The following is a 24,146-nucleotide window of genomic DNA, read 5'->3' as shown; positions in this document are numbered from 1 at the left end:
GATCCCCGACCTTCGCGCCCCCTCCCGGCCCATCCTTTTAGCGGGCCGGAACGCCCTGCCCGGCCTCCGCCTCGGTCGGCTTGCGCGTCACCCAGTTGTCGTACTTACGCTCAAGCCGGCGCGAGGTGCCGTCGCGGTTCATCGCTTCGAGCGCGGCATTCATCTTGTCGATCACGGGGTCGGGAATGGCGCGGTTGCAGGCGAGATAGACCTTGATCCGGTTAAACACCAGCACGGGGACAATCTTCCCCGCCCAGCCGTTTTGTTCGAGCACGCCGCTGCCAGGACGCAAACCGGCGGCCCACAGGTCGATCCGGTTCATCAGCAATTTTTGCGGATTGAGCATGTCGTTCGGCGCCGGATCGACCTGGAAACCGCGCGAACGCAGATAGTCGTCGCGCGCGTCGCCGTTGTAGGTACCGATGCGCAGCGCGCGCGCGTCCTCCAGTGTGGCGAGCTGATACGCGCGGTCGGCCCGTCCCAGCAGCACCCACTCGCCCTCGTCGGTCGGCCCCACCCATTTGAACAGCCGCTCACGCTCGGGGGTGCGGGTGGTCGCGTAGACGCAGCCGTCGGGCCGCTGCACGGCCGCGGTGTAGGCGCGCTTCCAGGGCAACAGGTCGATCGAATAGCTGATCGACGTACGGCTCATGATTTCCCGGATCTTTTCGGTGGAATAGCCAATCACGCGCTCACCGTCGAGCATGCTGGCCGGCGGCGAATATTCGGTCGTGATGTACAGCCGGGGCGGTGTCTGCGGCAAGCCGGCAAGGACAGGCGCCCCGGCCAGCAATCCCGCAACAAGTAATAACTGCTTCACCATACCCGGCCTTTGCGATTCCCTCGTCAAAGCATACCAGTTCCCGCGTTTGGGCGGCAATCGTGCTGCTGAGTACGAATCAGCCGGAGGAAATTTAGATCGGGAATGAAAAAAGGTGGAGTTGGCGTTGCCTAAGTGATTTTTTCCGTGGCATTCAACACCGTCATCCCTGCCGCTGCCAGGCATGACGGTGTTATCTTCGGCGCCAATCAAACCGGACAAGCTCGATGCAGCGGCAATGCCGCCGGGAAGCCTTAGGCCTGCACTTGCGCCAGCGCCACGGTGGCATGATGCGCCACCAGTTCGTGATACAGCGCGGTGTAGCTCTTGGCCATCTGCTCGGCGGTGAACAGTTCCCAGTAGCGTGCTTCGGCGCGCTCACCCATGGCTTGCGCCAGTTCCGGGTTGTCCCACAGCTTGCGCATGGCGTCGCCAAACGCTTGCGGATCGCTCGGCGGCACGACCAATCCGGTTTCCGCATCGATATTGATGTAGGTCGTGCCGGTGCCGATCTCGCTCGAAATCATCGGCTTGCCGTACATTGCCCCTTCCAGCAGCGAAATGCCGAACGCTTCCGAACGCAAATGCGACGGGAACACCAGTGCGTAGCACAGGGTCAGCAAGGCCACCTTGTCGGCCTCGTCGAGCGCGCCGACGAACAGCACGTGGGTCAGGCCGAGCCGTTCGGCATGCGCCTTGAGCTCGCTCTCGATCGGACCGGCGCCGACGATCACCACCGGATAATCGGTATTGGCGACCGCGTCGAGCAAGATATGCAAGCCCTTGTAATAGCGCAGCACACCGACGAACAGGAAGAAGCGCTCGCCGATCTGCGCGCGCCATTTGTCCATGCGCGCCTGGTCCGGTTCCGGATAAATGGTCTTGTCCAGGCCGTAGGTGATGACGCGCGTCTTGTCGCGATATCGGTCCAGCACGGCCGACGACGCCATGTAATTTGGCGAAGTGGCGACGATGGTGTCGACACTTTGCAGGAAGCGGTGCTTGAGCGGCTGGTACAGGCGCAGCAACTGCTTCTGGCGCACGATGTCGGAGTGGTAGGTCACCAGGCTCGGCTTCTTGATGCGCGAAATAAAGTGCGCCAGGTCCATGAAGGGCCACGGGAAGTGGTAGTGCACCACGTCCGCTTCTTCGGCCATGCGCGCCAGTTCGCCAAAGGCGGCCAGCGAAAAACCGGTCGAGGAAATCTCGAAGTCGAGCGGCAGCAGGCGCACCTTGTGGCCTTCGAATTCGACGTCGCGCTTTTCCTTCTGGCGCGTAAGCGTCAGTACCTCATTGCGCACGCCCAGGCGGCCCGTGCCGACGCACATCTGCCGGATGACCTGCTCGACGCCGCCCACCGATTCCGGGAAATAGGTTTTATAGAAATGTAGGACACGCATAGTTTCGCAAGTGGCTCAGTACGACGGCAAATTATTGTGAAAGGACGGCACGATACACGGCGGCGGTTTGCAGCGCGGTGTCGTGCCAGGTCAACTGGGCTGCGCGAGCGCGGCCCGCCGCAATGCAACGCGAGCGCAGCGCATCGTCGCGCGCCAGCGCTTGCATCGCCGCGGCGATGTCACCAGTGTTGCCCGGATCGACGTCAAGCGCCGCGCCCCGGGTTACTTCCGGCAAGGAACTGCTATTCGAAGCCACTACCGGCACCCCCGATGCAAACGCCTCGACGACGGGAATACCGAAACCTTCATACAAGGACGGAAACACAAACACGCCCGCACCCGCATACACATGGCGCAGGCCATCGGCGCCGGTCAGCCGGTTCAGCCATACGACCTGCTCGCCATCCTGCTGCGCCGCCTTGACACGCGCGATCAGCTCTTCGCAGCGCCAGCCGGCGCTGCCGACAATCACCAGCTGGCGCTCGGCCCGCAGCGCGTCCGGCAAACTCAGGTAGGCACTGAGCAGGCGCTCGACGTTCTTGCGCGGCTGCAAAGTACCGACAAACAAAAAATAGCCTGCACGCAGGCCGTTCTCGAGCAAGGTCGCTGCCACCGCCGACGCATCGGGCGCTTGCAGCCACGCCGCATCGACGCCGTTGGGCACCACGCTGATCCTGTTTTCATCGACCCCGAAGCATTCGACCAGTTCACCGATCGCAAAGTTCGACACCGCGATCACATGTTGTGCCTTGCGCGCCGCTTTTTGCTGCATCCAGTTCTTGGCGCGCCGCATGCCGGGGCTGCACCACTGCGGATACTTGATCGGCAGCGCATCGTGCAGGGTCGCCACCACCGGGCAATCCATGCGCACGATACGGTAATCGGTCGCGTGAAAAATATCGGCCGGCATGTGCACCCGGTTCGCCATTGGCGTGAGCAGGTCGGTCAGGCTGGCCGCTTCGAACGATTGCGGCATCGCCTGGCCCACGCTGATCGCCGTGGCGTCGCCGCGCAGGCGCGGATACGAATAAGCGGCCACATCGCAGCCGGCCTGCGGCAAGTGCTGCAGCAGCGCCTGGGTGTACACGCCGATCCCGTCCAGTCTTCCGCCGGTCAGGCCCGGTTCGATCATGGTCGTTCCCAGGCCGACGCGCAGGCGGCTCACGCCTGGTACATCCAGCGCAGCGTGTCGGCGAGCGGAATCGGGGACATGGCCCCGATCGCGCCACGCAGTTTTTCATTGTTGCCCATCAGGACCAGCACATCCTTGGCGCGCACGAAGGCCGGATTGACCTTCACTTCGATCCGGTAGCCGGCAATCGACTCCATCAGCGCGATGACCTCGCCTAGCGAATGCGCCTGGCCGGAGCAGATATTGAAGGTCTGGCCGGCGACGTTCGACGCCAAGAGGCGGCGGTAGCTGTCGGCCACCATGCGCACGTCGGAAAAATCGCGCGCGATGGCTTGGTTGCCCAGTTCGATCACCGGCGCCGCCTTGCGGAAATGCGAAACGATCTTCGGCAACAGGAAATTGTCATCCTGGCCAACGCCGGTATAGTTGAATGGCCGCACGATGATGATCGGCAGCTTGTCGCTCCACAACTGCGCCATGTGTTCCATGGCCAGCTTGCTGACGGCGTAATCGTTGGCCGGCGCGGGCGCCAGGGACTCATCGATCTGGCCGGCGCTGGCGTTGCCGTAGACATTCGCGGACGATGCCAGCAGCACCGCCGACGGCTGGTGGCGCTGGGCCGCCAGCGCTTCGAGCAGGTTGCGGGTACCGACGATGTTGACGCGGTAAATCAGTTCGGCGTTGGCATGCGCAACAAAAGCGATGCCGGCCAGGTGCACCACGACGTCCGGCTGCACCTGTTCGATCATGGCGGCCACGCCGGCGCGGTCAAGCAGGTCGACCGCGAACACATCGGGTTCAGGAGCGTCGCTCCCGTGGCCCGGCACCACGGTGCCGAACACGCGATAGCCGGCAGCGGCCAGTTCGCGCGCCACGTAGCGCCCCGTGAAGCCGTGCAGGCCGGTGATCAGGGCACGTTTGCCCTGCCCTTCGGCGCCGGGCGCGGGGGACGTTTCCGTGACCATGCCCGTCATATCAGAAGGAAAAACCCTGTTCGTTGCGGCGCATGTCGGCCTCGACCATCATCTGGCACAACTGCTCCAAGGTGGTCTTCGGCGCCCAGCCCAGTTCGCGCATGGCCTTGGCCGGATCGCCGATCAGCAACTCGACTTCGGCAGGACGGTAGAACTTGGGACTGATGCGCACCAGCAGTTTGCCGGTACGGGCGCAATGGCCGGTCTCGGCTTCGCCCGTGCCCGTGTATTCGATATCGATGCCGGCGCCCTTGAACGCCATGGTGACGAAGTCGCGCACGGTTTCGGTACGGTTGGTGGCCAGGATGAAGGTGTCGGGCTGTGCGGCCTGCAGGATGCGCCACATGCCTTCGACGTATTCCTTGGCATAACCCCAGTCGCGCTTGGCGTCGAGATTGCCCAGTTCCAGCACGTCGAGCTTGTTGAGCACGATCTTGGCGACCGAATCGGTGATCTTGCGGGTGACGAATTCACGGCCGCGCAGGGGCGATTCGTGATTGAACAAGATGCCGCTGGAACCGAAGATGCCATACGACTCGCGGTAATTGACCGTCATCCAGTGGGCGTACAGCTTGGCCACACCGTACGGGCTGCGCGGGTAGAACGGGGTATCTTCGACTTGCGGGATGGCCTGGACCTTGCCGAACATTTCGGAGGTCGATGCCTGGTAGAAGCGCGCTTTCGGGTTGACGATGCGAATCGCTTCGAGCAGGTTAACTGCCCCCAGACCCGTAATGCTTGCGGTAGCAACTGGCTGCTCGAACGACACACCGACGAAACTCTGGGCCGCGAGGTTGTACACCTCGTCAGGCTCGGCGGTCTGGATCAGGCGTATGCTGGACGACAAGTCGGTCAGGTCGTATTCGACCAGGCGCAGATTTGGATGAGCCTGGATACCAAGCTCTTCGATACGCCAGAAATTGACCGAACTCGTGCGACGATACGTGCCGGTGACCTCGTAGCCCTTTTCAAGCAACAACTGCGCAAGGTAAGCGCCATCTTGCCCGGTGATCCCGGTAATCAGGGCTTTTTTTGTTGTTTTTTGCATATTCGTGATATTCGTGTGTAGTTGGAGAGCGGTAATCTGCACGGCCAACTCGCAGTTAACAACTCAGCATTGTAACAGAATCGCTTTGATCATTCTTTACGCAAAAAAGTTCCGTGCAATATGAACAACAACTAGCATGGATATTATGCCCCGATTGCCGGGACGGACGGCGCCAGCTTACGCATTGTTACGCTTATCTTGAACTGTAATGAAATGTAGTAATGCACGTTTTTGCTGTGCGAAATTACTACAAAAAACGGCCGGCATCGATGACGATGCCGGCCGTTCTGACGCGCAAAACACACGCGCGGTGTTACTTGCCGATCAGCGTTCCGAGACGGCGTCGACCACGCACAGGGCCGTCATGTTGACGATCCGGCGCACCGTGGCCGATGGCGTCAGGATGTGCACCGGCTTGGCGCAGCCGAGCAGCACCGGACCGATCGCGATACCGTTGCCGGCCGCGGTCTTGAGCAGGTTGTAGGCGATGTTGGCGCTGTCGATATTCGGCATCACCAGCAGGTTGGCCTCGCCCTGCAGGGTCGAGTGCGGCATCAGCTGCATGCGCAGCTTGGCGTCGAGCGCCACGTCGCCGTGCATCTCGCCATCGATTTCCAGCTGCGGCGCCTTTTGCTGCACCAGCGCCAGCGCGGCGCGCATCTTTTGCGCCGATGCGCTGTTGGCCGAACCGAAGTTCGAGTGCGACAACAGCGCCGCGCGCGGAATCAGGCCGAAGCGGCTCATCTCGTCGGCCGCCATGATGGTGATCTCGGCCAGCTGCTCGGCGCTCGGGTTTTCGTTGACGTGGGTATCGACGATAGCCATCTGGCGTTCCGGCAGGATCAGGAAATTCATCGCCGCGTACACATTGGCGCCGTCGCGCTTGCCCAATACCTGGTCGATATAGTGCAGGTGCAGGCTGGTGGTGCCGAAGGTGCCGCAGATCATGCCGTCGGCGTCGCCCTTGTGGATCATCATCGCACCGATCAGGCTGTGGCGGCGGCGCATTTCCAGCTTGGCGTATTCCTGGGTTACACCTTTACGCATGGTCATCGCGTAATAGGTCTGCCAGTAATCGCGGTAGCGGTCTTCGTGGTCCGGATTGATGACGTCGAAATGCTCGCCTTGCTTGAGGCGCAGGCCGAACTTCTCGATGCGCTGCTCCAGCACGCTCGGACGGCCGACCAGGATCGGGCGCGCCAGCTTCTCGTCGACCACGACCTGCACGGCGCGCAGCACGCGCTCTTCTTCGCCTTCGGCGTAGACGATGCGCTTGAGTTCCGGCGGGGCCGCCTTGGCCACCGCGAACAGCGGCTTCATGAAGGTGCCGCTGCGGTACACGAACTGCTGCAGGCTGTCGGCGTAGGCTTCCAGGTTGGCGATCGGACGCGTCGCCACGCCCGACTCGACCGCCGCCTTGGCCACGGCCGGGGCGATGTGAATCAAGAGGCGCGGATCGAACGGCATCGGGATCAAATATTCCGGACCGAACGACAGGTTGCTGATGCCGTAGGTGGTGGCCACCACGTCCGACTGCTCGGCGTGGGCCAGGTCGGCAATCGCGTGCACGACCGCAATTTCCATCTCGCGCGTAATGGTGGTGGCGCCGCAATCGAGGGCGCCGCGGAAAATGTAGGGGAAGCACAGCACATTGTTCACCTGGTTCGGATAGTCCGAACGGCCGGTGGCGATGATGGCGTCGCCGCGCACGGCCTTGACTTCTTCCGGCAGGATTTCCGGGGTCGGATTGGCGAGCGCCAGGATCAGCGGATTGGCCGCCATTTCCTTGACCATATCCTGCTTGAGCACGCCGCCAGCGGACAGGCCCAGGAAAATGTCGGCGCCCGGCATCACTTCAGCCAGGGTACGGAATGGCGTGTCTTGCGCGAAGCGCGCCTTGTCCGGGTCCATCAGTTCGACGCGGCCCTTGTAGACCACGCCGGCCAGGTCGGTCACGTAGATGTTCTCGATCGGGAAGCCGAGGTCGACGATCAGTTCCAGGCAGGCCAGGGCAGCCGCGCCCGCGCCCGACACCACCAGCTTGCACTCGCGGATATCCTTGCCGACCACCTTGACGCCGTTCAGGATCGCGGCGCCGACGATGATCGCGGTACCGTGCTGGTCATCGTGGAATACCGGAATCTTCATGCGGTCGCGCAACTGGCGCTCGATATAGAAGCACTCGGGCGCCTTGATATCTTCCAGGTTGATGCCGCCAAACGTCGGTTCCAGCGAGGCGATGATGTTGACCAGCTTGTCCGGATCCTGCTCGTTGATCTCGATGTCGAACACATCGATGCCGGCGAACTTCTTGAACAGCACGCCCTTGCCTTCCATCACCGGCTTGGACGCCAGCGGACCGATATTGCCCAGGCCCAGCACGGCGGTACCGTTGGTGATGACGGCCACCAGATTGCCGCGCGCCGTGTATTTATAGGCGTTACCCGGGTCCTTGACGATTTCTTCGCAAGGAGCCGCCACGCCCGGCGAGTACGCCAGGGCGAGGTCGCGCTGGTTGAGCAGCTGCTTGGTGGGCGTGACGCTGATTTTTCCGGGACGGGGGCTCTCGTGATACTCGAGCGCGGCGAGGCGCAGTTGCTGGCGCAGTTCTTCCTTCTTCTCTGGTGACGAATCCATGCTGGTACGGCCTTCCTGTGTACTGTCGGGGACTGAGGATTTTATCAGACGTGATCTTTCAACAAGCTACGTATTTTCACCAACTTCGGGTCAATTGCCCCAAAACATGAAAATTTCATCGCAACAAACAAAAAAGCGATCGCTCGCTCGGCGCTACAGCACGGTACACATCGCTGACAGTTGATACAAATTCTAGACAGAAACGCAATAGACCCATGCCGCGGGCTGGCCAGACAATGCACGGGCATCGCGGCGCTGCGGGCGGGAACCCTGACCCTGCGCGGCGCGAGCTTCCGCCAACCCTGTCGAAAGAGCGTCCCATGAAACCACTCCAACACTGCCTTCCCGCCGGACTGATCGCCGCCACCCTGCTGACCGGATGCGGCGGCGGCGGCGACGGGGGCAAACCCTTGCCCCCTCCCGCGCCGGACCCGATCGCGCGCGTCGATGTGCTGATGAATCACGAGCGCGGCATGAACTCGATTACGATCGACGACAAGAATGCCTACGTCGCGCTGACCAATACCGAAACCGACGGCACCGCCATCCTGGCCACCGCGCGCGGGGTCAGCGCCAAATCGGCCTGGCAAACGGTCGGCCTGGGCGAGTGCAAGCTGCCGGCCAGCGATCAGGTCGAAGTGCGGCGCGCGGCCGAACTGAAGCAGGTTGACGGCAAGACGCTCCTGATGCAGCCGGCCTGGGGCAGCGCCGACGAACATACCTTGTGCGAGCTGGACCAGGCGAAGATGAGCTTCATCCCCAAGGACAAGGACTTCCGGATCTGCTACGCAAGCTATTGCGAACGCATGTACGTGGCCGATGTCAAGGCGGTCGGCAAGCGCTGGTTCGCCAACGGCGGCGCCGGGCAGAACGTGCAGGTCTCGAACGACCAGGGCGCCACCTGGCGTCCGATCATGGGGACGATGGATAGCATGAGCTGCACCCACCAGTCGTTCGAGGTGGTGGGCGGGCGCCTGCTGACGGGCGGCGAATGTCCGCTCGACATGGCCTACGTGCGCGCCTACACCATGAACGCCGACAACTCCGCGCTCGCTTCCACGGTTCCCGTGCAGTTGAGCGTGCCGGAACTGGAAAACCGCAACGTGCATCTGATTACCACGCTGGGCAAGAGCGAGCGCGTGTTCATCGGTGTCGAAGGCGGCCTGCTGCGCAGCGATGACAGCGGCAAGAGCTACAAGTTCGTGCTCAAGCAACCGCTGACGGGCGGCGTCAACTATCCCTACATCACCCAGTTGCTCTCGCCTGCCGGCAAACCCAACGTGATCGTCGCGGCCGGTTTCGACAAGGCGAAGGGCTTGCCCTATTTGGCATGGTCGGCGGACAATGGCGACAAGTGGACCGACCTGTCGAGCCTGCTGCCGGGCTACAAGCGCACGGTGGCGGACGCCACCAGCCAGGTGACCTCGATCGCGGAAGATGCGCAGGGACGCATCCTGGTGACGGTCAACGAAGAGTTCCAGAAAAAGGGCCGCCTGGTGGAGGTCACGCTGGGCCGCCTGTAAGCTGCCGATGCGGAGCTGGCATGGCTGTACAATCGCGCATGCTCTCCGAATTCGACCTCATCAAGCAGTACTTCAACCGTCAGCACCCGGGCCGCGCCGCGCTAGGCCGGGCAGCGCTGGGCCGGGCAGCGCTGGGAATCGGCGACGATTGCGCGCTGCTCGCCCCCTCCCCCGGCATGCAGATGGCCATTTCATCCGACATGCTGGTCGAGGACCGGCATTTCTTCGCCGGCGCCGATGCGCGCATGCTGGGCCACAAGTGCCTGGCGGTGAACCTGTCCGACCTGGCCGCGATGGGCGCGCGGCCGGTAGCTTTTACGCTGGCGCTGGCGCTGCCGGCGGCCGATCCCGACTGGCTGTCCGGGTTTTCCGCCGGCCTGTTCGCGCTGGCCGACCAGCATGGCTGTGAACTGATCGGCGGCGACACCACCAAAGGACCGCTGAACATCTGCATCACCATTTTCGGCGAACTGGCACCCGGCCACGCGCTGCGGCGCGATGCCGCCATCGCCGGCGACGACCTGTGGATTTCGGGCACGCTGGGCGACGCCCGCCTTGCGCTGGCCGGCTACCGCAAGCAATACCGGCTGGACGATGCCGCCCTGCTCGCGGCCGGTACCCGCATGCACACGCCCGCCCCGCGCGTGGCGCTGGGCCTGGCGTTGGCCGGCAAGCGCCTGGCCCACGCCGCCATCGATATCTCCGACGGCCTGGTGGGCGACCTCGGTCACATCCTCGCCGCATCAGGCGTCGGCGCCACGCTCGATGTCGATGCGCTGCCCGCCGGACCGGTACTGGCCGCGCAGCCGCAGGCGCTGCGGCGCCAGTTCTGCGCCGCCGGCGGCGACGATTACGAGTTGTGCTTCACGGCCCCGAGTTCACGGCGCGACGCCATCGTGGCAGCCGGTCATGCAAGTGGCACCGCAGTTACGCGCGTAGGGACAATCGACGCCGCACCGGGCCTGCGCCTGGTCGACGCCGCCGGCCAAGCGCTCGACCTGAAGCTGTCCGGTTTCGACCACTTCGCCAGCGCCTGACCGTTACGACCGTCGTTCCCGCGCAGGCGGGAACCCAAGTACGTTAAGCCGCCGACGGCTACGGCACGAAATTGGGTTCCCCGAGTGCCGCCTTGGCGCGGGAACGACGGATCGAAAGTTAGCGGAAAAACGCCATCTTTCTATTCCGCCGGCACCTGCCCAGCTTCGACAAAGTGCGCATTATGCGGATCGTCCTTGGGCCCATTCATCAGCCAGTAATGATGGAAGGCCAGCCGCACGTTATCGCGCAGCTGCGTCTCGTCCCACGGCTTGGTGTAGAAGCGGTAAATCGCGCCGCGGTTGATCGAGTCGAGCACCGCTTCAAGCCCCGTGTAGCCGGACAGGATGATCCGTATCGTGTCCGGATACAGTTCCTTGACCTTGCTCAGGAACTCGGTGCCGCTCATGCCCGGCATGCGCTGGTCGCACACGATCACCTGCACCGTGTGCAGCGCCAGCAGCTCGAAGCCTTCGGCCGGCGACACCCCCGTCAGAATCCGGTAGTTATCGCGCTTGAACAGCCGGTGCAGCGACGACAGCACATTGACGTCGTCGTCCACGATCAGCAAGGTCTGGCGATGGCTGTCGGGCGCCTCCGGCTCGGACGGCTGCGCCACATTGGCCATCACCATCTCGCCGAACTCCGCGGCCGGCAGCGGGCGGCTGAAATGGAAACCCTGCACTTCGTCGCAGCGGTGGCGCCGCAGGTAAGCCAACTGCGCCGGCGTCTCCACCCCTTCGGCGATCACCTGCATGTGCAGCGAATGGGCCATGCCGATGATGGCCAGGGCAATCGCCGCGTCGTCCGGATTGACCGTCACGTCGCGCACAAAGGCGATGTCGATCTTGAGCTTGTCGATCGGGAAGCGCTTCAGGTACGCCAGGCTCGAATAGCCGGTGCCGAAATCGTCGATCGCAATCGTGATGCCAAGCTGCTTGAGATTGCCCAGCACCGCAATCGTGTGCTCGGCGTTGGACATCAGCGCGCTTTCGGTCAGCTCCAGTTCGAGCAGCGTCGGGTCGATCCCGTGCCGGCTGACCGCCGCGCGGATTTCGCCTTCCAGGTCGCCTTCGACAAACTGGCGGCTCGATACGTTGACAGCCACGCGCACGTCGCCCACGTCGCTGGCCGACCACTGTGCGATCTGGCGGCAGGCTTCGTCGATCACCCACGCGCCGACCCGCACGATCAAACCGGTTTCCTCCATCACCGGCACGAATTCGACCGGGAACACCAGGCCGTAGCCGGGCCGGTTCCAGCGCAGCAGCGCTTCGGCGCCGCTGATGCGGCCCGTGCGCAGATTCACCTTGGGCTGGAAGTACAGCAGGAATTCGCCGTGTTCCAGCGCGTGGCGCAGCGCCAGTTCGAGGTCGAGCCGCGCCAGCACCTGCACATTCATGCCGGCGGTGAAAAAGCGGTAGCCGTCGCGCCCCGCTTCCTTCGCGCGCCCCATGGCCGTGTCGGCGTACTTGATCAGGGTCTCGGGGTCAAGGGCGTCGTCCGGGTACATGGCGATGCCGATGCTGGCCGTCAGGCCGGCCTGCTTGCCATGCAGGTCGAACGGCGCGCGCAGCGTGTCGCGCACTTCGTTGGCGACGTTGACGGCGTCCTGCTGGTTGCGCGTCATTGTCAGGATGAGGGCGAATTCGTCGCCGCCCAGGCGCCCGACCGTGTCGCGGATGCGCACGCACTGCACCAGGCGCGTGCTGAACTGGCGCAGCAACTCGTCGCCCAGGGCCGAGCCGAGCGAGTCGTTGACGGTCTTGAAGCGGTCGAGCGCGATGAACAGCACCACGATGCGCCACTGCTTGTCCTGCGCCAGCTCGATCGCTTCGCGCAAGGTCTGGTAGAACAGGGTGCGGTTGGGCAGGCCGGTCAGGCTGTCGTAGCTGGCCAGGTGGGCCAGGCGCTGGCGCGCGGCCAGGCGCTCGCTGATGTCGCGCGCCACGGCGATCAGCATGCGCGTGCTGCCCACGCTTTGGGTTTGCCAGTAGACTTCAACCGCCACTTCGCGCAGGTCGGCGCGCGTCAGGTGGTCTTCGACCAGGTCGGGGTAGCGTATCGCGTCGCGCTCCGGGTCGGCCTGGCGCGCCAGCTGGCCCGGACCGGCCAGGCCGTACACCGTGGGGTCCAGGCGCAGCAGCTCGTCGCGCTGGTAACCGAGCATGCGGCAAGCGCCGTCGTTGACGTCGACTACCGTCATGCTGCCGGTGTCGATCAGGAAGATGGCGTCGTTGGTGGCATCCATGGCGCTGCGAAAGCGCTGCAGTTCGGCGGTGCGCTCGCGCACCGTCTGTTCGAGCAGGGTGCCGTAGCTCTTCGATTCGCGGTGCAGCAGGCGCACTTCGAGCATGTTGCGGATGCGCGTGAGCACTTCGACCGGGTCGAACGGCTTGCCGACGAAGTCGCGCGCGCCGGCGTCGAGCGCGGCCAGCTTTTTATCCGGTTCGGCCGTCACCACCAGCACCGGCAGGTAGGCTTCGGTTTCCATGGGCGCCAGCGCCTCCATCACCTGGAAGCCGCTCATGCCCGGCATGTGCAGGTCGAGGATGATCAGGTCGTAGCGGTGCTTGAGGTGCCTGGCCGCGACTTCGCGCGGGTCGGTGGTGCTGCTCACATTGGTGTAGCCGGTGGTCGTGAGCAGGTATTCGAGCAGCTGCACGTTGACCAGCTGGTCGTCGACGATCAGGATGGCAGCGTTGTGGATGTCATCGAGGGATATCATGGGTTCCGCGCTTTCTGCGCAAGCTGCCGCGTGTCGGCGAATGCAAGGGTGCTGTCGATCGCCTCGTTGAATTCGTCAATGTTGATCGGTTTGGTGAGGTACCGGAAAAAGCCGCTGGCCAGCCCGCGCTCGACGTCGCGCGGCATGGCGTTGGCGGTCAGCGCGATGACCGGAATATGCGCCGTGCGCGGATCGCTGCGCAGTTCCTTGAGCGCGTCCAGACCGCTCACGCACGGCAGATTGATATCCATCAGGATCACATCCGGCAGGTGCGCCTTGGCCAGTTCGATGCCGAGGTGGCCATCCGGCGCGGTCAGGAGGTGCAGGTCGGGCCGGAAGCGCACGATCTCCTGCACCAGCTTCAGGTTGGCCGGGTTGTCTTCGACGTACAGCAGGCTGTGGTCGGCCAGCGGCACGGGCGCCGGCTTGTGTTCCAGCGTCAGCACCACCGCTTCGCCAACGGCCGACGGCACCGGCTGGGTCAGGCCCAGTTCGATCCAGAACACCGTGCCCACGCCGACGCTGCTCGAGACGCCGATTTCGCCGCCCATCAGCTCCACCAGGCGGCGCGTGACGACCAGGCCGATGCCGGTGCCTTCCTCGCTGCCGTTTTCCTGTCCCAGGCGGTTAAACGGCTGGAACAGGGACGAGATCTGCTCCGGGCGCAGGCCCATGCCGGTATCCTGCACCGACAGGCGCACGCGGTTGGCGGTGACGACGCTGCAGTCGCACACCACCGCGCCCATTTCGCGGTTGTACTTGATGGCGTTCGAGAGCAAATTGAGCAGCACCTGTTTGAGGCGCGTGCGGTCGGCCTGCACCACGGCGCCCGGCGCGTCCGGGAACAGCATGCGGATCTTGCGCTGCTGCGCCAGCGGTTCGGTCATGTTGCGGCACTCGACCAGCATGTCGGCCAGCGCCACCGGCTCCATCGACAATGTGACGGTGCCCGATTCGACCTTGGCCAGGTCGAGGATTTCGTTGATCAAGGTGAGCAGGTGGCGGCCCGACTTGAGAATGTGGCCGGCGAACTCCTTCTTTTGCGGCAGCGTCGAGGGCAGCGATTCGGACGTCAATATCTGGGCGAAGCCGAGAATCGCGTTGAGCGGCGTGCGCAGCTCGTGGCTCATCGACGACAAAAAGGCCGACTTGGCCTGGTTGGCGTTCTTGGCCGCCGCCATGGCCACTTCCAGTTCGGCGTTGGTCAGTTCCAGCTGCATGGTGCGCTCGTGCACGCGCACCTCAAGCTGCTCGTTGAGGTCCATGATTTCCTGCTGGGCGCGGGCGCGCTCCTCGGCTTCGCGCGCAATCGCATGGTGCGACGTTTCGAGCGCGCCGGTGCGCTGCTCGATCTCGCCGAGCATGGCGTTGAAGGAGTCCACCAGTTCACCCGCCTCGTCGTCGCTGATGCGCGGGGCGCGGCGCGAGTAGTCGCGCGTGCTGACCACTTCGCGCGCGGTTTCGGTGAGCGCGACGATCGGCGCGGTGACGATGCGCCCGAGCCGGCGCGTCATGAGCCAGGCGATCAGCATCGCCAGCGCGATCACGCCGGCGGCGATGCTCAGGTAGTCGACCGCGCGCGCGACCAGCGTGTATTCGGCGCGCAGGTACACGGTGCCGAGCAGTTCGCCGTTTTCGACCACCCTGCGGTACAGCAGCAGGTCGTCGCCGCTCACGCGCAGGTCGTCGGTCTGGGGGCTGACCGGGAACGGATGCAGTTCGCCCGGCGCGCGGTAGGAGGCGAACAGGGCGCCCTTGGCGTCGTAGATGGCGCCGGCCCGCACCGACGGGCGAATGCGCAGCAGCGCCAGGTTTTCGGTGGCCAGGCGGGCGTCGTCGAACGCCAGCGCGGCCGACGTCATGTGGCCGAGCAGTTCGGCCTGGGTGGCCATGTCGCCCAGCAGGGCCTTGTGGTAGTTGCGCAGGTCGTAGGCGATCACGGTGCCGATCGATACCAGCAGCGCCGCCAGGGTAGTGAGCATCACCACCGTGACCAGTTTTTCACGGATCGAGCGGACGATCATGTGGCCCCCTGCACACGGTTGGCGGCGGCCAGCATGCGCGCGCTGATGCGCAGCCGGCTGGAGTTGACCTGGCCGAGGGCGACGTCGAAGCGCAGCCGGTCCTGGGCCACCACGAAAGCGATCATGCACCCCAAAGCAATGCTGTCGTCGGCGTCGGAAACGGTCAGTACCGACTGGCCGCGCGCGGCCGCCAGCATGTCGATCACGGAGGAGCGTTCGCCGGCGCCGATGAACAGGATATGGACGCCGTGCAGGGCATCGCCGCGGCGCAGCTTGCGCACCGAAATGGCGTGCCCGGCGACGGTGCGCCCGGCCACCATTTGTTCGAGCTGGTCGGCCAGGGCGTCGTTGCCGGCCACGCCGATCTGGAGCGGGCTGTCGGTGCGCGTGAAGCTGCCTTCAGGCCACTCGACGAAGCCGGCGAATTTGAACAGGTAGGCGGCCTTGACCTGGTTTTCGACGCTGGGCTGGGCCGCGGCGGCGCCGCTCCAGGCGAGCATCGCCAACAGCGCCGGCAGCGCCAGCGAGCGTACCGCACGCCTGCGCAATGCGAACCGGCTCAGGCCCGCCATGGCAGTTCGGCAAGCAAAAGAATCGGGGACATGGGACTCCAATCCGGATCAGACAGAAAAGCAAACTCAGCGGCAAAGCCCAGCATAGCAGAGCAACAGGCTGGCGGCGCACGGCACACACGCCCGGCGCGCACGACGATTTCCTCGGATCCACTCTACGCTTTTTTAGGTTGCTTGGATATCCCTTTTGAAACATTGCAACAGGGTGGACGGACAGTGTTGCAGAGTGCATGGTAAAGTAGAATCGCAGGGCCGCACCGTCGCCGGTGCGCCCTTCCCGATCCGTATTTCGATCCGCAACCATGGTCCCCGCTGACCGTCCAAAAGGAGCAACACGTGACGAACGACATTCTCGATCTTTCCGCCAAAGTCGGCCGCGCGCTGCAAGCGAAAGGCTTGCTGCTGGTGACCGCCGAATCGTGCACCGGCGGCGGGGTAGCGCAAGCGGTCACCGAGGTGGCCGGCTCGACCGGCTGGTTCGATTGCGGCTTCGTGACCTATTCCAACGCATCGAAAACCGAGCTGCTCGATGTGTCGGCGGCGCTGATGGCGCAACTGGGCTCGGTCAGCGAAGAAGTGGCATCCGCCATGGCCACCGGTGCATTGGCAAACAGCAACGCGCACGTGGCCTTGTCGACCACCGGCATCGCCGGCCCGAGCGGCGCGGTGCCGGGCAAGCCGGTCGGCACCGTCTGCTTCGGCTGGGCCAGGGGCGACACCATTCTGACCGAGCGCCTGGTATTCGCCGGCGACCGCCACGCCGTGCGCGAGCAGACCGTGGTGCACGCGCTGCAAGGGCTGCTGCGCATCATCGAATAGAAGCGCGATGGCGGATTGGCGCCATCGTCCTGTTCTCCCCCTGCGTTGATACCTGCCGGGCCGGCACGCGCACCGGCGCCGGTCATTTTCTGGAGCAATTCGATGCACAATACGGTTCATTTCATCCTGCAGGGCAAGGGCGGCATCGGCAAGACCCTGGTCTCGACCATCCTGGCGCAATGGCTGGCCGGCAAGGACGAGCGGCCCCTGCGCTGCTACGATACCGACCAGGAAAACGCCACCTTTTCGCGCTACAAGGCGATGGACGTGAAACACGTGCCGGTCATGACCGACGCGCGCAACATCGACCCCAAGCGCTTCGACGCGCTGATGATCGACCTGCTGGAAGAAGAAGGCAACTGCGTGATCGACAACGGCGCCAATACCTTTTCGCCGCTGATGGGTTACCTGCTGGAAAACGATTGCTTCGACTTGCTCAAGGAATCGGGGCGCAAGGTGTACATCCACACCATCGTCGGCGGTGGCGACACCCTGCACGACACGGCCATGGGATTTGTCTCGACCGCCAAGTCGACCAGCGTGCCGCTGGTGCTGTGGGAAAACGAGCACTTCGGCCCGCTGCAATCGGCCACCGGCAAGGTGTTTACCGAATCGCAAACCTATGCCGACAATGCCGGGCGCGTGTGCGGGCGCGTGGTGCTGTCGCAACGCAACGCCGACACCTTCGGCGCCGACATCAAGAAGATGAATATCGCGCGCCTGACCGCCAATGAAGTGCGCGAAAGCGACAAATTCAACGTCATGGAAAAGCAGCGCATCAAGGTGGTGTTCCGCGACCTGTTCGAGCAACTCGACAAAGTCCAGTGGTAAGACGGCATGGACCAGCAAAAACTGCGCACCCTCGTCTTTGAGAAAACCGGCGTGCGGATCGATATCGACGATCCGATTTTTGCGCTGGTGGCGCTGAACGAGGCAGTGCTGGCCGAAGCGGTCGAGCGCCACGTGGAGCTGCTCGACGACGCCACCGCCGACCTGGCCGACCAGGTGCAGGCGCTGCAGGAAAGCGGCAGCCTGTGCCACTTCAGCAACGCTGCGAGCGAGCGTCCGGCGGCACTGGTCGCGGCGCCGCCGCCCGCCGTCAACATCGCGCCACTGCAGGAAAAACGCATCATCGCGATTGCCGGCGGCGCGGCGCTGCTGTGCGCGTTCGTGGTGCTGATCGGCCAGGCTGTGCTGTTGCGCCCGGCGCCGGCCCCGGTGGTGATGGCGAAGGAATTGACGCCCGAGCAAAGCGCCGCCCTGCGCGAGGCCGACAAGCTGGCCGGCATCGTCGCCAGGCTGGATGCCAAAACGCGCGCGGCCATTGCCGCCGAGATGCAAAAACCCTGAATTGCGTCAAGGAACGCACCACGCGGCAGAATTGCGCTATCATATCTACATATCTTCACATGTTGACTATGAAACCTTCTCCCGATAACGACGCATCGATTGCCCAACTGGCCGACCTGTTCCATCTGCTGGGCGACCCGACGCGGCTGCGCATTGTATTGTCCTGCCTGGCGGGTCCGATTGCGGTGGGCGACATCGCCGCCGGGCTGCAACTGAGCAGCTCGCTGGTCAGCCACCACCTGCGCCTGCTGCGCGCCGCCCGCATCGTCAAGGCCGAGCGCCAGGGCAAGCAAGTGTTTTATTCGACGGCGGACGCCCACATCAGCGGCGTGCTGACCGACATGCTCGACCACATCGCCGAACCCACCAATGGAATCGACCCATGACCAGCGCCCACGACCACGATCACGATCACGACCACGCCGGACACAGCCACGCGCATGCGCCCGCCAAGACGCCTGAAGCGGCGCATAAGCACGGCCACGGCCATGATCACGACCATGGGCACGGTCACGGTCACGGTCACCATCATCACCAGCTCGACCCGAACGGCAACGGGCGCGCGTTCGCGCTGGCGATCGGCCTGAACACGGTGTTTGTCGGCATCGAATTCTTTTATGGATTCATGGCCAACTCGACGGCGCTGATGGCCGACGCCGGCCACAACCTGTCGGACGTGCTGGGCCTGATGCTGGCCTGGGGCGCAGTCATGCTGACCCGGCGCGCGCCGGACGGACGCTACACCTACGGCCTGCGCAGCTCGTCGATCCTGGCGGCCCTGCTCAACGCCCTGCTGCTGATGCTCGCCTGCGGCGCGATCGGCTGGGAAGCGGTGCACCGCTTCGCCAATCCGGCGCCGGTGCAGGGAATGACAATGTCGGTGGTGGCCGGTATCGGCGTGCTGGTCAACGGCTTTTCGGCCTGGCTGTTCATGGCCGGCAGCAAGGACGACCTGAACATCCGAGGCGCCTACCAGCACATGGCGGCCGATGCCGCGATTTCGCTGGGCGTGGTGGTGTCGGGCGTGGCGATCCTGTTCACCGGCTGGACCTGGCTCGACCCGGCGGTCAGTATCGTGATCGTGCTGCTGATTCTGGTCACTACCTGGGGCTTGCTGCGCGAGTCGCTCGACCTGGTGCTGGCGGCGGTGCCGGCCAATGTCGATGCCGATGCGGTGGGCGATTATCTCAAGGCGCGGCCGGGCGTAAGCGGTATTCACGACCTGCATATCTGGGCCATGAGCACGACCGAAACGGCGCTCACCGCGCACCTGGTCATGCCCGCCGGCTACCCGGGCGACGCGGCGCTGGACGCCATCGTGGCGGCGCTCAAGGCCGATTATGCGATCCACCACTGCACCTTGCAGGTGGAGCTGGGGACGAGCGAGCACAGCTGCGCGCTGCATGCGGAAGAAGCAAAGCCGGCCTAGCCGGCGTTCAGAACAGGTGTGCGGCCGGGCTCGCAGCCGGGGAAGCGGTCGCGCGCGATGGCTTCATTTGCCGGGATATTGCGCTTCCGCCTTCAGGCGCAGATAGTCGAGGAAGTGGTCCGTGCCGGGCTCCACGGTGGACAGGCTGAACTCGTCGTCATCCTGTTCCACGAGCGCGTATTCGCCGTTTTCGTACAAGCCGAGCAGACGTTCCAGGAATTGTTCCAGGCTGGCGCCGGCCTGCACGCGCGTGAATTCACGCGCGCCGAACGAGATCACCTGGCCCATGCTGCCCGCGGCATCAGGATCGAGGTCGATGCCGAGATAGGCGCCGCCAGCGTCATCAGCCAGCGGGATCCATGCCTTGCTGGCGGCGCACTGGCGCACGGTGCCGCGTGGCAGGCAGCAATATTGACTGCTCGCAGCGGTGCGTTCCACGGCAGTCATGTCGTTGAGAAAATCAGTACCGTCCTTCCAGTGCCGCAGGGAATCGTCCAGCGGCAGGAAGGGGAGACCGAAAAACAGGCCGATCACATAGTAGCCGGTGTCACCGGCCTGGCCGTTATGCCAGCGGTACAGCGCCCGCACCGATGACGGCAGCGATGCGCCGATGGCGCGTTCGAAGGCATCCATGTCGGCGTCGCTGGCGCCCGGGTTCAGGCTCGCCGCCATCCCGGGGAAATGCGATTCGATGCAGGTTTGAAACCTGCCCAGCAACTCATTCATGCGCTCAGGCGCCGCCCGTTGCTCCCGCTCGCCACCTCAGCCTGCCAGATTGGCAAACAGCGGCGTGGACAGATAGCGTTCGCCGAACGACGGGATGATCGTCACGATCACCTTGCCCGCGTTTTCGGGACGGCGCGCCACCTGGATCGCAGCCCACAATGCCGCACCCGACGAAATGCCGACCAGCAGCCCCTCTTCGCGCGCGGCGGCGCGTGCGGTCTCGAAGGCTGCGTCGTTGCTCACGCAAATGATTTCGTCGAAGGCCGCGCGATTGAGCACCTGCGGCACGAAGCCGGCGCCGATGCCCTGGATCGGGTGTGGCCCTTTTGTCCCCTTGGACAGCATGGGCGACGCTTCCGGCTCGACCGCAATGGCCTGGAAGCCCGGTTTGCGTGCCTTGAGCGCTTCGCCCACGCCGGTAATGGTGCCGCCGGTGCCGACGCCAGCGACCAGGATATCGACCGTGCCGTCGGTGTCGCGCCAGATTTCCTCGGCCGTGGTGCGGCGGTGCACATCGGGATTGGCGGCATTGTTGAATTGCTGCGGCATGAAATAGTTGGGATTGGCCGCCACCAGTTCTTCGGCCACCTTGATGGCGCCGAGCATGCCTTCCGGCCCCGGCGTAAGCACCAGCTCGGCCCCGTAGGCGCGCAGCAGCATGCGCCGCTCGCTGCTCATGGTTTCGGGCATGACCAGCTTGCAGCGATAGCCGCGCGCCGCGCACACCATCGCCAGCGCGATGCCGGTGTTGCCGCTGGTCGGCTCGACGATGACGGTGTCGGGACCGATCTTGCCGGCCGCTTCGGCCGCTTCGATCATGGCCAGGCCGATCCGGTCCTTGACGCTGTGGGCCGGGTTGTAGAACTCCAGCTTGGCCAGGATGTCGGCGCCGGCGCCATGCGCCAGTTTGCGAATCCGTACCAGCGGGGTGTTACCGATTAACTCAGTGACGTCGTTTGCGATTCTCATGCTTGCTCTCCCGCTGTAGTGGATTGGACTTATTTGACGTTCACGAGTTCCACGTCGAAGATCAGATCGGCGTCCGGCGGAATGCCGCCGCCTGGCGCGCCGCGCTTGCCGTAAGCCAGGTAGCTCGGAATGATCAGGGTGCGCTTGCCGCCCACTTTCATGCCCATCACGCCCTGGTCCCAGCCCTTGATCACGCGGCCGGTGCCGAGCACGAATTCGAGCCGGGCGCCGCGCGTCAGCGAGGAGTCGAACTGGCGGCCGCGCTGGCGCGTGGCCATCGGCTTGTACAGCCAGCCGGTGTAGTGCACGAACACCTTGCTGCCGGCGGTCGCTTCGGCGCCGGTGCCGACCTTGGTGTCGGTGGCCACGAGCGGATCGAGGACCGGCTCGGCCAGCACCACGGTGCCTGGCGGCGTGGCAGGCTGGGCCGGTGCGGGCGTCGGGGCCGAGGGAGCCGGCGCAGGCGGCGCGTCGGGCGCGGGTGGCGTTGCCGGCACGGTCGTTGCCGGCGGCGTTTCGGGAGCGGATGGCGTCTGGCCGGCGGCCTGGGCCAGGGATGCCGCCGCGGCGCACATCAGGAATACGGAAAAGGGACGGCGCATGATGGAATCTCTTTCAGTAAGAAATGGTCAAACTGGATACTTCTGCAACGCTATGATAGCAAGGCCTCGGGCGCCTGCACAGAAGGCGGGTGAATTGCACCGCCGGCAAGGCGGCGCAGCACGTGTCCGGCGGCCACCATGCCGAAGGTCGCGGTGACGGCCATGCTCGATCCGAAGCCGGCGCAGTTCAGGCCGGTGACGCCTTCGCTGCCGCCCTGGCCATCGATGGCGCAGCTCTCGTCGCCAGCCGGCATGGCCAGCGGTTCCATCGAGAATACGGCATCCACGTTGAACTTGGTTTTCAGGCTGCGCGGAAAGCCGTACTCGTTGCGCAAGCGCTTGCGCACCATCTTGAGCAGCGGCTCCTGTTCGGTTTTGGACAGGTCGCGCAATTCGATGCGGGTCGGATCGGTCTTGCCGCCGGCGCTGCCGATGATCACCATCGGCAACTGGTGGTCGCGGCACCAGGCGATCAGCGCGGCCTTGGCCTTGACGCTGTCGATGGCGTCGACCACGTAGTCGTACCGGTGGGCGCCGATCATCCGGTCCAGGTTGCCGGGATCGATGAAGTCTTCGATCAGGTTGACCTTGCAGAAAGGATTGATCTGGGCGATGCGCTCGGCCAGCGCGCCGATCTTGGCCTGGCCGATGGTGCCGCTTAAGGCCTGGATCTGGCGGTTGATGTTCGATTCGGCCACGTTGTCGAGGTCGATCAGGGTCAACTGGCCGATGGCGCTGCGGGCCAGTGCCTCGACGATCCAGGAACCGACGCCGCCGACGCCGATCACGCACACATGGGCGGCGCGGAAACGCGCCAGCGCGGCCGGGCCATACAGGCGGCCGATGCCGCCGAAACGGCGCTCGAAGTCGACCTCGCTGGTCTCGGGGGGAAGGGATGGGGTGGTGATGGTATTCATGCCGCCATTTTAACGGACGCGGCTGGACAGACTGTTCTAAAATGAAGGCATGTTCCCAATGGCGTTGACTTCACCCCCGTCGTTTCCGCGCAGGCGGGGACCCAAGTTAGTTCCGCAACCACTGGCGGCTCGACCAACTTGGGTTCCCGCCTGCGCGGGAACGACGGTTTCAAATTGAACGGTTTGCCATTACCGTATTTGCCACCAGCCACAAGCGAGAAATCCCAATGAGCAACGCCTTGCCCGACAGCGCCCCCGGCTTCGACCAGCCGATCGCGGTGCTGAAACACTGCCACGACCGCATCCGCAAACAGCTGGCGACCCTGGAAAAGCTGGTGCCGCACCTGGCCAGCCACGGCGCCGACGAAGAGGCGCGCCAGGCGGCGCGCGCGGTGATGAAGTATTTCGACCAGGCCGCGCCCCTGCATCACGAGGATGAAGAACAGAACCTGGTGCCGATGCTGCGCACCAGCGCCAGCGGGGCCGACGCCGAGCTGCTGGCCGAGCTGGTGCCCGGCATCCTCGACGAGCACCGCCAGATGGATGGCATGTGGCAAGACCTGCACGAGCAGCTGAGCGCGATCGCCAGCGGCAGCGCCGCCGTGCTGCGCGAGCACGGCGTGCAGCACTTCGCCGCGACCTACCGCGCCCACATGGAGCGCGAGGAAAGCCATATCGCGCCGATGGCCAAGCGCCTGTTCAGCGCCGAGCAGATGGCCACCCTGGGCCTGGCGATGCAGCAGCGGCGCGGCATCGTTCCGGCCGCCGTGGCGGCGCCCGCCAGCGCCACCGGCGACGCCGTGGCCAGCCTGCGCAAGGATTACGGCCAGGCCAGCCTGAACGAGGGCGACGTGGCGGACGATCCGTTCGTGCAATTTACGACCTGGTTCGACGAAGCGCTCAAGGCCCAGGTCAACGAGCCGAACGCGATGAGCGTGGCGACGGTGGACGACCAGGGCCGGCCGAGCTCCCGCATCGTGCTGATCAAGCAGTTCGATCCGCGCGGCTTTACCTGGTACACCAACTACGACAGCCAGAAGGGGCGCCAGCTGGCCGGCAACCCGCATGCGGCATTACTGTTCTTTTGGACGGAACTAGAACGCCAGATCCGGATCGAAGGAAAGGTAGAGCGCACTTCAGTGGAAGAAAGCGACAAGTATTTCCACAGCCGGCCGCTGAAAAGCCGGCTGGCTGCGATCGCGTCGGCGCAAAGCGAGCCGATCGCCAATCGTGGTGTACTGGAACAAAATTACGAGGCAGTAGCCAAGCAATACGGCGAGCAGCCGCCGCGTCCCGACAACTGGGGCGGCTTCCGCCTGGTACCTGAACGGATCGAGTTCTGGCAGGGGCGCCGCTCGCGCTTTCACGACCGCATCGTGTACACGCTGCAAAGCGATGGCAGCTGGGCGCGCGAACGGTTGCAACCTTAGCAGGACGTGTG

At 64.4% G+C, this 24,146-nt stretch carries 21 protein-coding genes; 8 read left to right on the top strand and 13 right to left on the bottom strand.

All coding sequences use genetic code 11. From position 1 onward, the window contains the following. Positions 1-37 precede the first annotated feature (37 nt). The 6 genes from CR152_RS11410 to CR152_RS11385 all read right to left on the bottom strand — a co-directional run bounded on the left by CR152_RS11410 (position 38) and on the right by CR152_RS11385 (position 8,011). Positions 38-823 carry a substrate-binding periplasmic protein gene (locus CR152_RS11410; protein WP_099875018.1) on the bottom strand — a complete coding sequence of 262 codons (786 nt, stop codon included), beginning with the start codon at positions 821-823 and terminating at the stop codon, positions 38-40. 251 nt (positions 824-1,074) lie between these two features. Then, complete coding sequence (locus CR152_RS11405) at positions 1,075-2,220, bottom strand: glycosyltransferase family 4 protein (protein ID WP_099875017.1); 1,146 nt, start codon at positions 2,218-2,220, stop codon at positions 1,075-1,077. Between the two features lie 31 nt (positions 2,221-2,251). Beyond that, positions 2,252-3,385 carry a glycosyltransferase family 4 protein gene (locus CR152_RS11400; RefSeq protein ID WP_307718572.1) on the bottom strand — a complete coding sequence of 378 codons (1,134 nt, stop codon included), beginning with the start codon at positions 3,383-3,385 and terminating at the stop codon, positions 2,252-2,254. Beyond that, positions 3,382-4,317 (bottom strand): NAD-dependent epimerase/dehydratase family protein, encoded by a 936-nt coding sequence (locus tag CR152_RS11395; RefSeq protein ID WP_370663814.1) that lies wholly within the window; start codon positions 4,315-4,317, stop codon positions 3,382-3,384. Before CR152_RS11395 ends, CR152_RS11400 begins: the two co-directional genes overlap by 4 nt. A 10-nt stretch (positions 4,318-4,327) precedes the next feature. Then, entirely contained in the window at positions 4,328-5,374 is a 1,047-nt protein-coding gene (gene gmd, locus CR152_RS11390; protein WP_099875015.1) for a GDP-mannose 4,6-dehydratase, read from the bottom strand. 324 nt (positions 5,375-5,698) lie between these two features. Next, positions 5,699-8,011 carry an NADP-dependent malic enzyme gene (locus tag CR152_RS11385; protein WP_099875014.1) on the bottom strand — a complete coding sequence of 771 codons (2,313 nt, stop codon included), beginning with the start codon at positions 8,009-8,011 and terminating at the stop codon, positions 5,699-5,701. 320 nt (positions 8,012-8,331) lie between these two features. Here CR152_RS11385 and CR152_RS11380 point away from each other — a divergent pair, with 320 nt between their 5' ends. Then, positions 8,332-9,534 (top strand): hypothetical protein, encoded by a 1,203-nt coding sequence (locus tag CR152_RS11380; RefSeq protein ID WP_099875013.1) that lies wholly within the window; start codon positions 8,332-8,334, stop codon positions 9,532-9,534. 38 nt (positions 9,535-9,572) lie between these two features. Beyond that, positions 9,573-10,571, top strand: coding sequence for a thiamine-phosphate kinase (gene thiL, locus CR152_RS11375; RefSeq protein WP_099875012.1), 999 nt, complete (start codon positions 9,573-9,575; stop codon positions 10,569-10,571). 140 nt (positions 10,572-10,711) lie between these two features. On the opposite strand, the gene CR152_RS11370 is transcribed toward thiL, so the two are convergent. Genes CR152_RS11370 through CR152_RS11360 form a run of 3 tightly spaced genes read right to left on the bottom strand, consistent with a single transcriptional unit; the run spans position 10,712 to position 15,893 of the window. After that, the gene (locus tag CR152_RS11370; protein ID WP_099875011.1) at positions 10,712-13,297 is read right to left on the bottom strand and encodes an EAL domain-containing protein; all 2,586 of its coding nucleotides are present in this window, start codon (positions 13,295-13,297) and stop codon (positions 10,712-10,714) included. Next, the gene (locus CR152_RS11365; RefSeq protein WP_099875010.1) at positions 13,294-15,321 is read right to left on the bottom strand and encodes a sensor histidine kinase, YfiR-like protein-associated; all 2,028 of its coding nucleotides are present in this window, start codon (positions 15,319-15,321) and stop codon (positions 13,294-13,296) included. Before CR152_RS11365 ends, CR152_RS11370 begins: the two co-directional genes overlap by 4 nt. Then, positions 15,318-15,893 carry a TOL_0243 family YfiR-like periplasmic protein gene (locus CR152_RS11360; RefSeq protein WP_099875009.1) on the bottom strand — a complete coding sequence of 192 codons (576 nt, stop codon included), beginning with the start codon at positions 15,891-15,893 and terminating at the stop codon, positions 15,318-15,320. Before CR152_RS11360 ends, CR152_RS11365 begins: the two co-directional genes overlap by 4 nt. 336 nt (positions 15,894-16,229) lie before the next feature. Between CR152_RS11360 and CR152_RS11355 the strand changes: the two genes are divergently transcribed. The 5 genes from CR152_RS11355 to CR152_RS11335 all read left to right on the top strand — a co-directional run bounded on the left by CR152_RS11355 (position 16,230) and on the right by CR152_RS11335 (position 19,491). Further along, positions 16,230-16,712 carry a CinA family protein gene (locus CR152_RS11355; protein WP_099875008.1) on the top strand — a complete coding sequence of 161 codons (483 nt, stop codon included), beginning with the start codon at positions 16,230-16,232 and terminating at the stop codon, positions 16,710-16,712. 102 nt (positions 16,713-16,814) lie between these two features. Further along, positions 16,815-17,543 (top strand): nucleotide-binding protein, encoded by a 729-nt coding sequence (locus tag CR152_RS11350; protein ID WP_099875007.1) that lies wholly within the window; start codon positions 16,815-16,817, stop codon positions 17,541-17,543. Between the two features lie 6 nt (positions 17,544-17,549). Next, the gene (locus tag CR152_RS11345) at positions 17,550-18,062 is read left to right on the top strand and encodes a hypothetical protein (RefSeq protein WP_099875006.1); all 513 of its coding nucleotides are present in this window, start codon (positions 17,550-17,552) and stop codon (positions 18,060-18,062) included. A 68-nt stretch (positions 18,063-18,130) separates the two neighbouring features. After that, positions 18,131-18,448, top strand: coding sequence for an ArsR/SmtB family transcription factor (locus CR152_RS11340; RefSeq protein ID WP_099875005.1), 318 nt, complete (start codon positions 18,131-18,133; stop codon positions 18,446-18,448). After that, the gene (locus tag CR152_RS11335) at positions 18,445-19,491 is read left to right on the top strand and encodes a cation diffusion facilitator family transporter (RefSeq protein WP_099875004.1); all 1,047 of its coding nucleotides are present in this window, start codon (positions 18,445-18,447) and stop codon (positions 19,489-19,491) included. The genes CR152_RS11340 and CR152_RS11335 overlap by 4 nt, the downstream gene beginning before the upstream one ends. Positions 19,492-19,554: 63 nt before the next feature. Here CR152_RS11335 and CR152_RS11330 read toward each other — a convergent pair whose 3' ends face one another. Genes CR152_RS11330 through CR152_RS11315 form a run of 4 tightly spaced genes read right to left on the bottom strand, consistent with a single transcriptional unit; the run spans position 19,555 to position 22,705 of the window. Beyond that, positions 19,555-20,217 (bottom strand): SMI1/KNR4 family protein, encoded by a 663-nt coding sequence (locus CR152_RS11330; protein ID WP_099875003.1) that lies wholly within the window; start codon positions 20,215-20,217, stop codon positions 19,555-19,557. Positions 20,218-20,253: 36 nt separating this feature from the next. After that, the gene (gene cysK / locus CR152_RS11325; protein ID WP_099875002.1) at positions 20,254-21,186 is read right to left on the bottom strand and encodes a cysteine synthase A; all 933 of its coding nucleotides are present in this window, start codon (positions 21,184-21,186) and stop codon (positions 20,254-20,256) included. Between the two features lie 29 nt (positions 21,187-21,215). Beyond that, positions 21,216-21,788 carry an FKBP-type peptidyl-prolyl cis-trans isomerase gene (locus CR152_RS11320; RefSeq protein WP_167399889.1) on the bottom strand — a complete coding sequence of 191 codons (573 nt, stop codon included), beginning with the start codon at positions 21,786-21,788 and terminating at the stop codon, positions 21,216-21,218. A 50-nt stretch (positions 21,789-21,838) separates the two neighbouring features. Then, positions 21,839-22,705 (bottom strand): tRNA threonylcarbamoyladenosine dehydratase, encoded by an 867-nt coding sequence (locus CR152_RS11315; RefSeq protein WP_099875001.1) that lies wholly within the window; start codon positions 22,703-22,705, stop codon positions 21,839-21,841. Positions 22,706-22,932: 227 nt separating this feature from the next. Here CR152_RS11315 and pdxH point away from each other — a divergent pair, with 227 nt between their 5' ends. Continuing rightward, complete coding sequence (pdxH, locus tag CR152_RS11310) at positions 22,933-24,135, top strand: pyridoxamine 5'-phosphate oxidase (RefSeq protein ID WP_099875000.1); 1,203 nt, start codon at positions 22,933-22,935, stop codon at positions 24,133-24,135. Positions 24,136-24,146 lie beyond the last annotated feature (11 nt).

The organism is Massilia violaceinigra (assembly GCF_002752675.1).
In the GTDB taxonomy this organism is placed as follows: domain Bacteria; phylum Pseudomonadota; class Gammaproteobacteria; order Burkholderiales; family Burkholderiaceae_D; genus Telluria_A; species Telluria_A violaceinigra.
The sequence above is the reverse complement of the archived record's forward strand: the minus strand, read 5'-3'. Positions and strand labels throughout refer to the sequence as shown.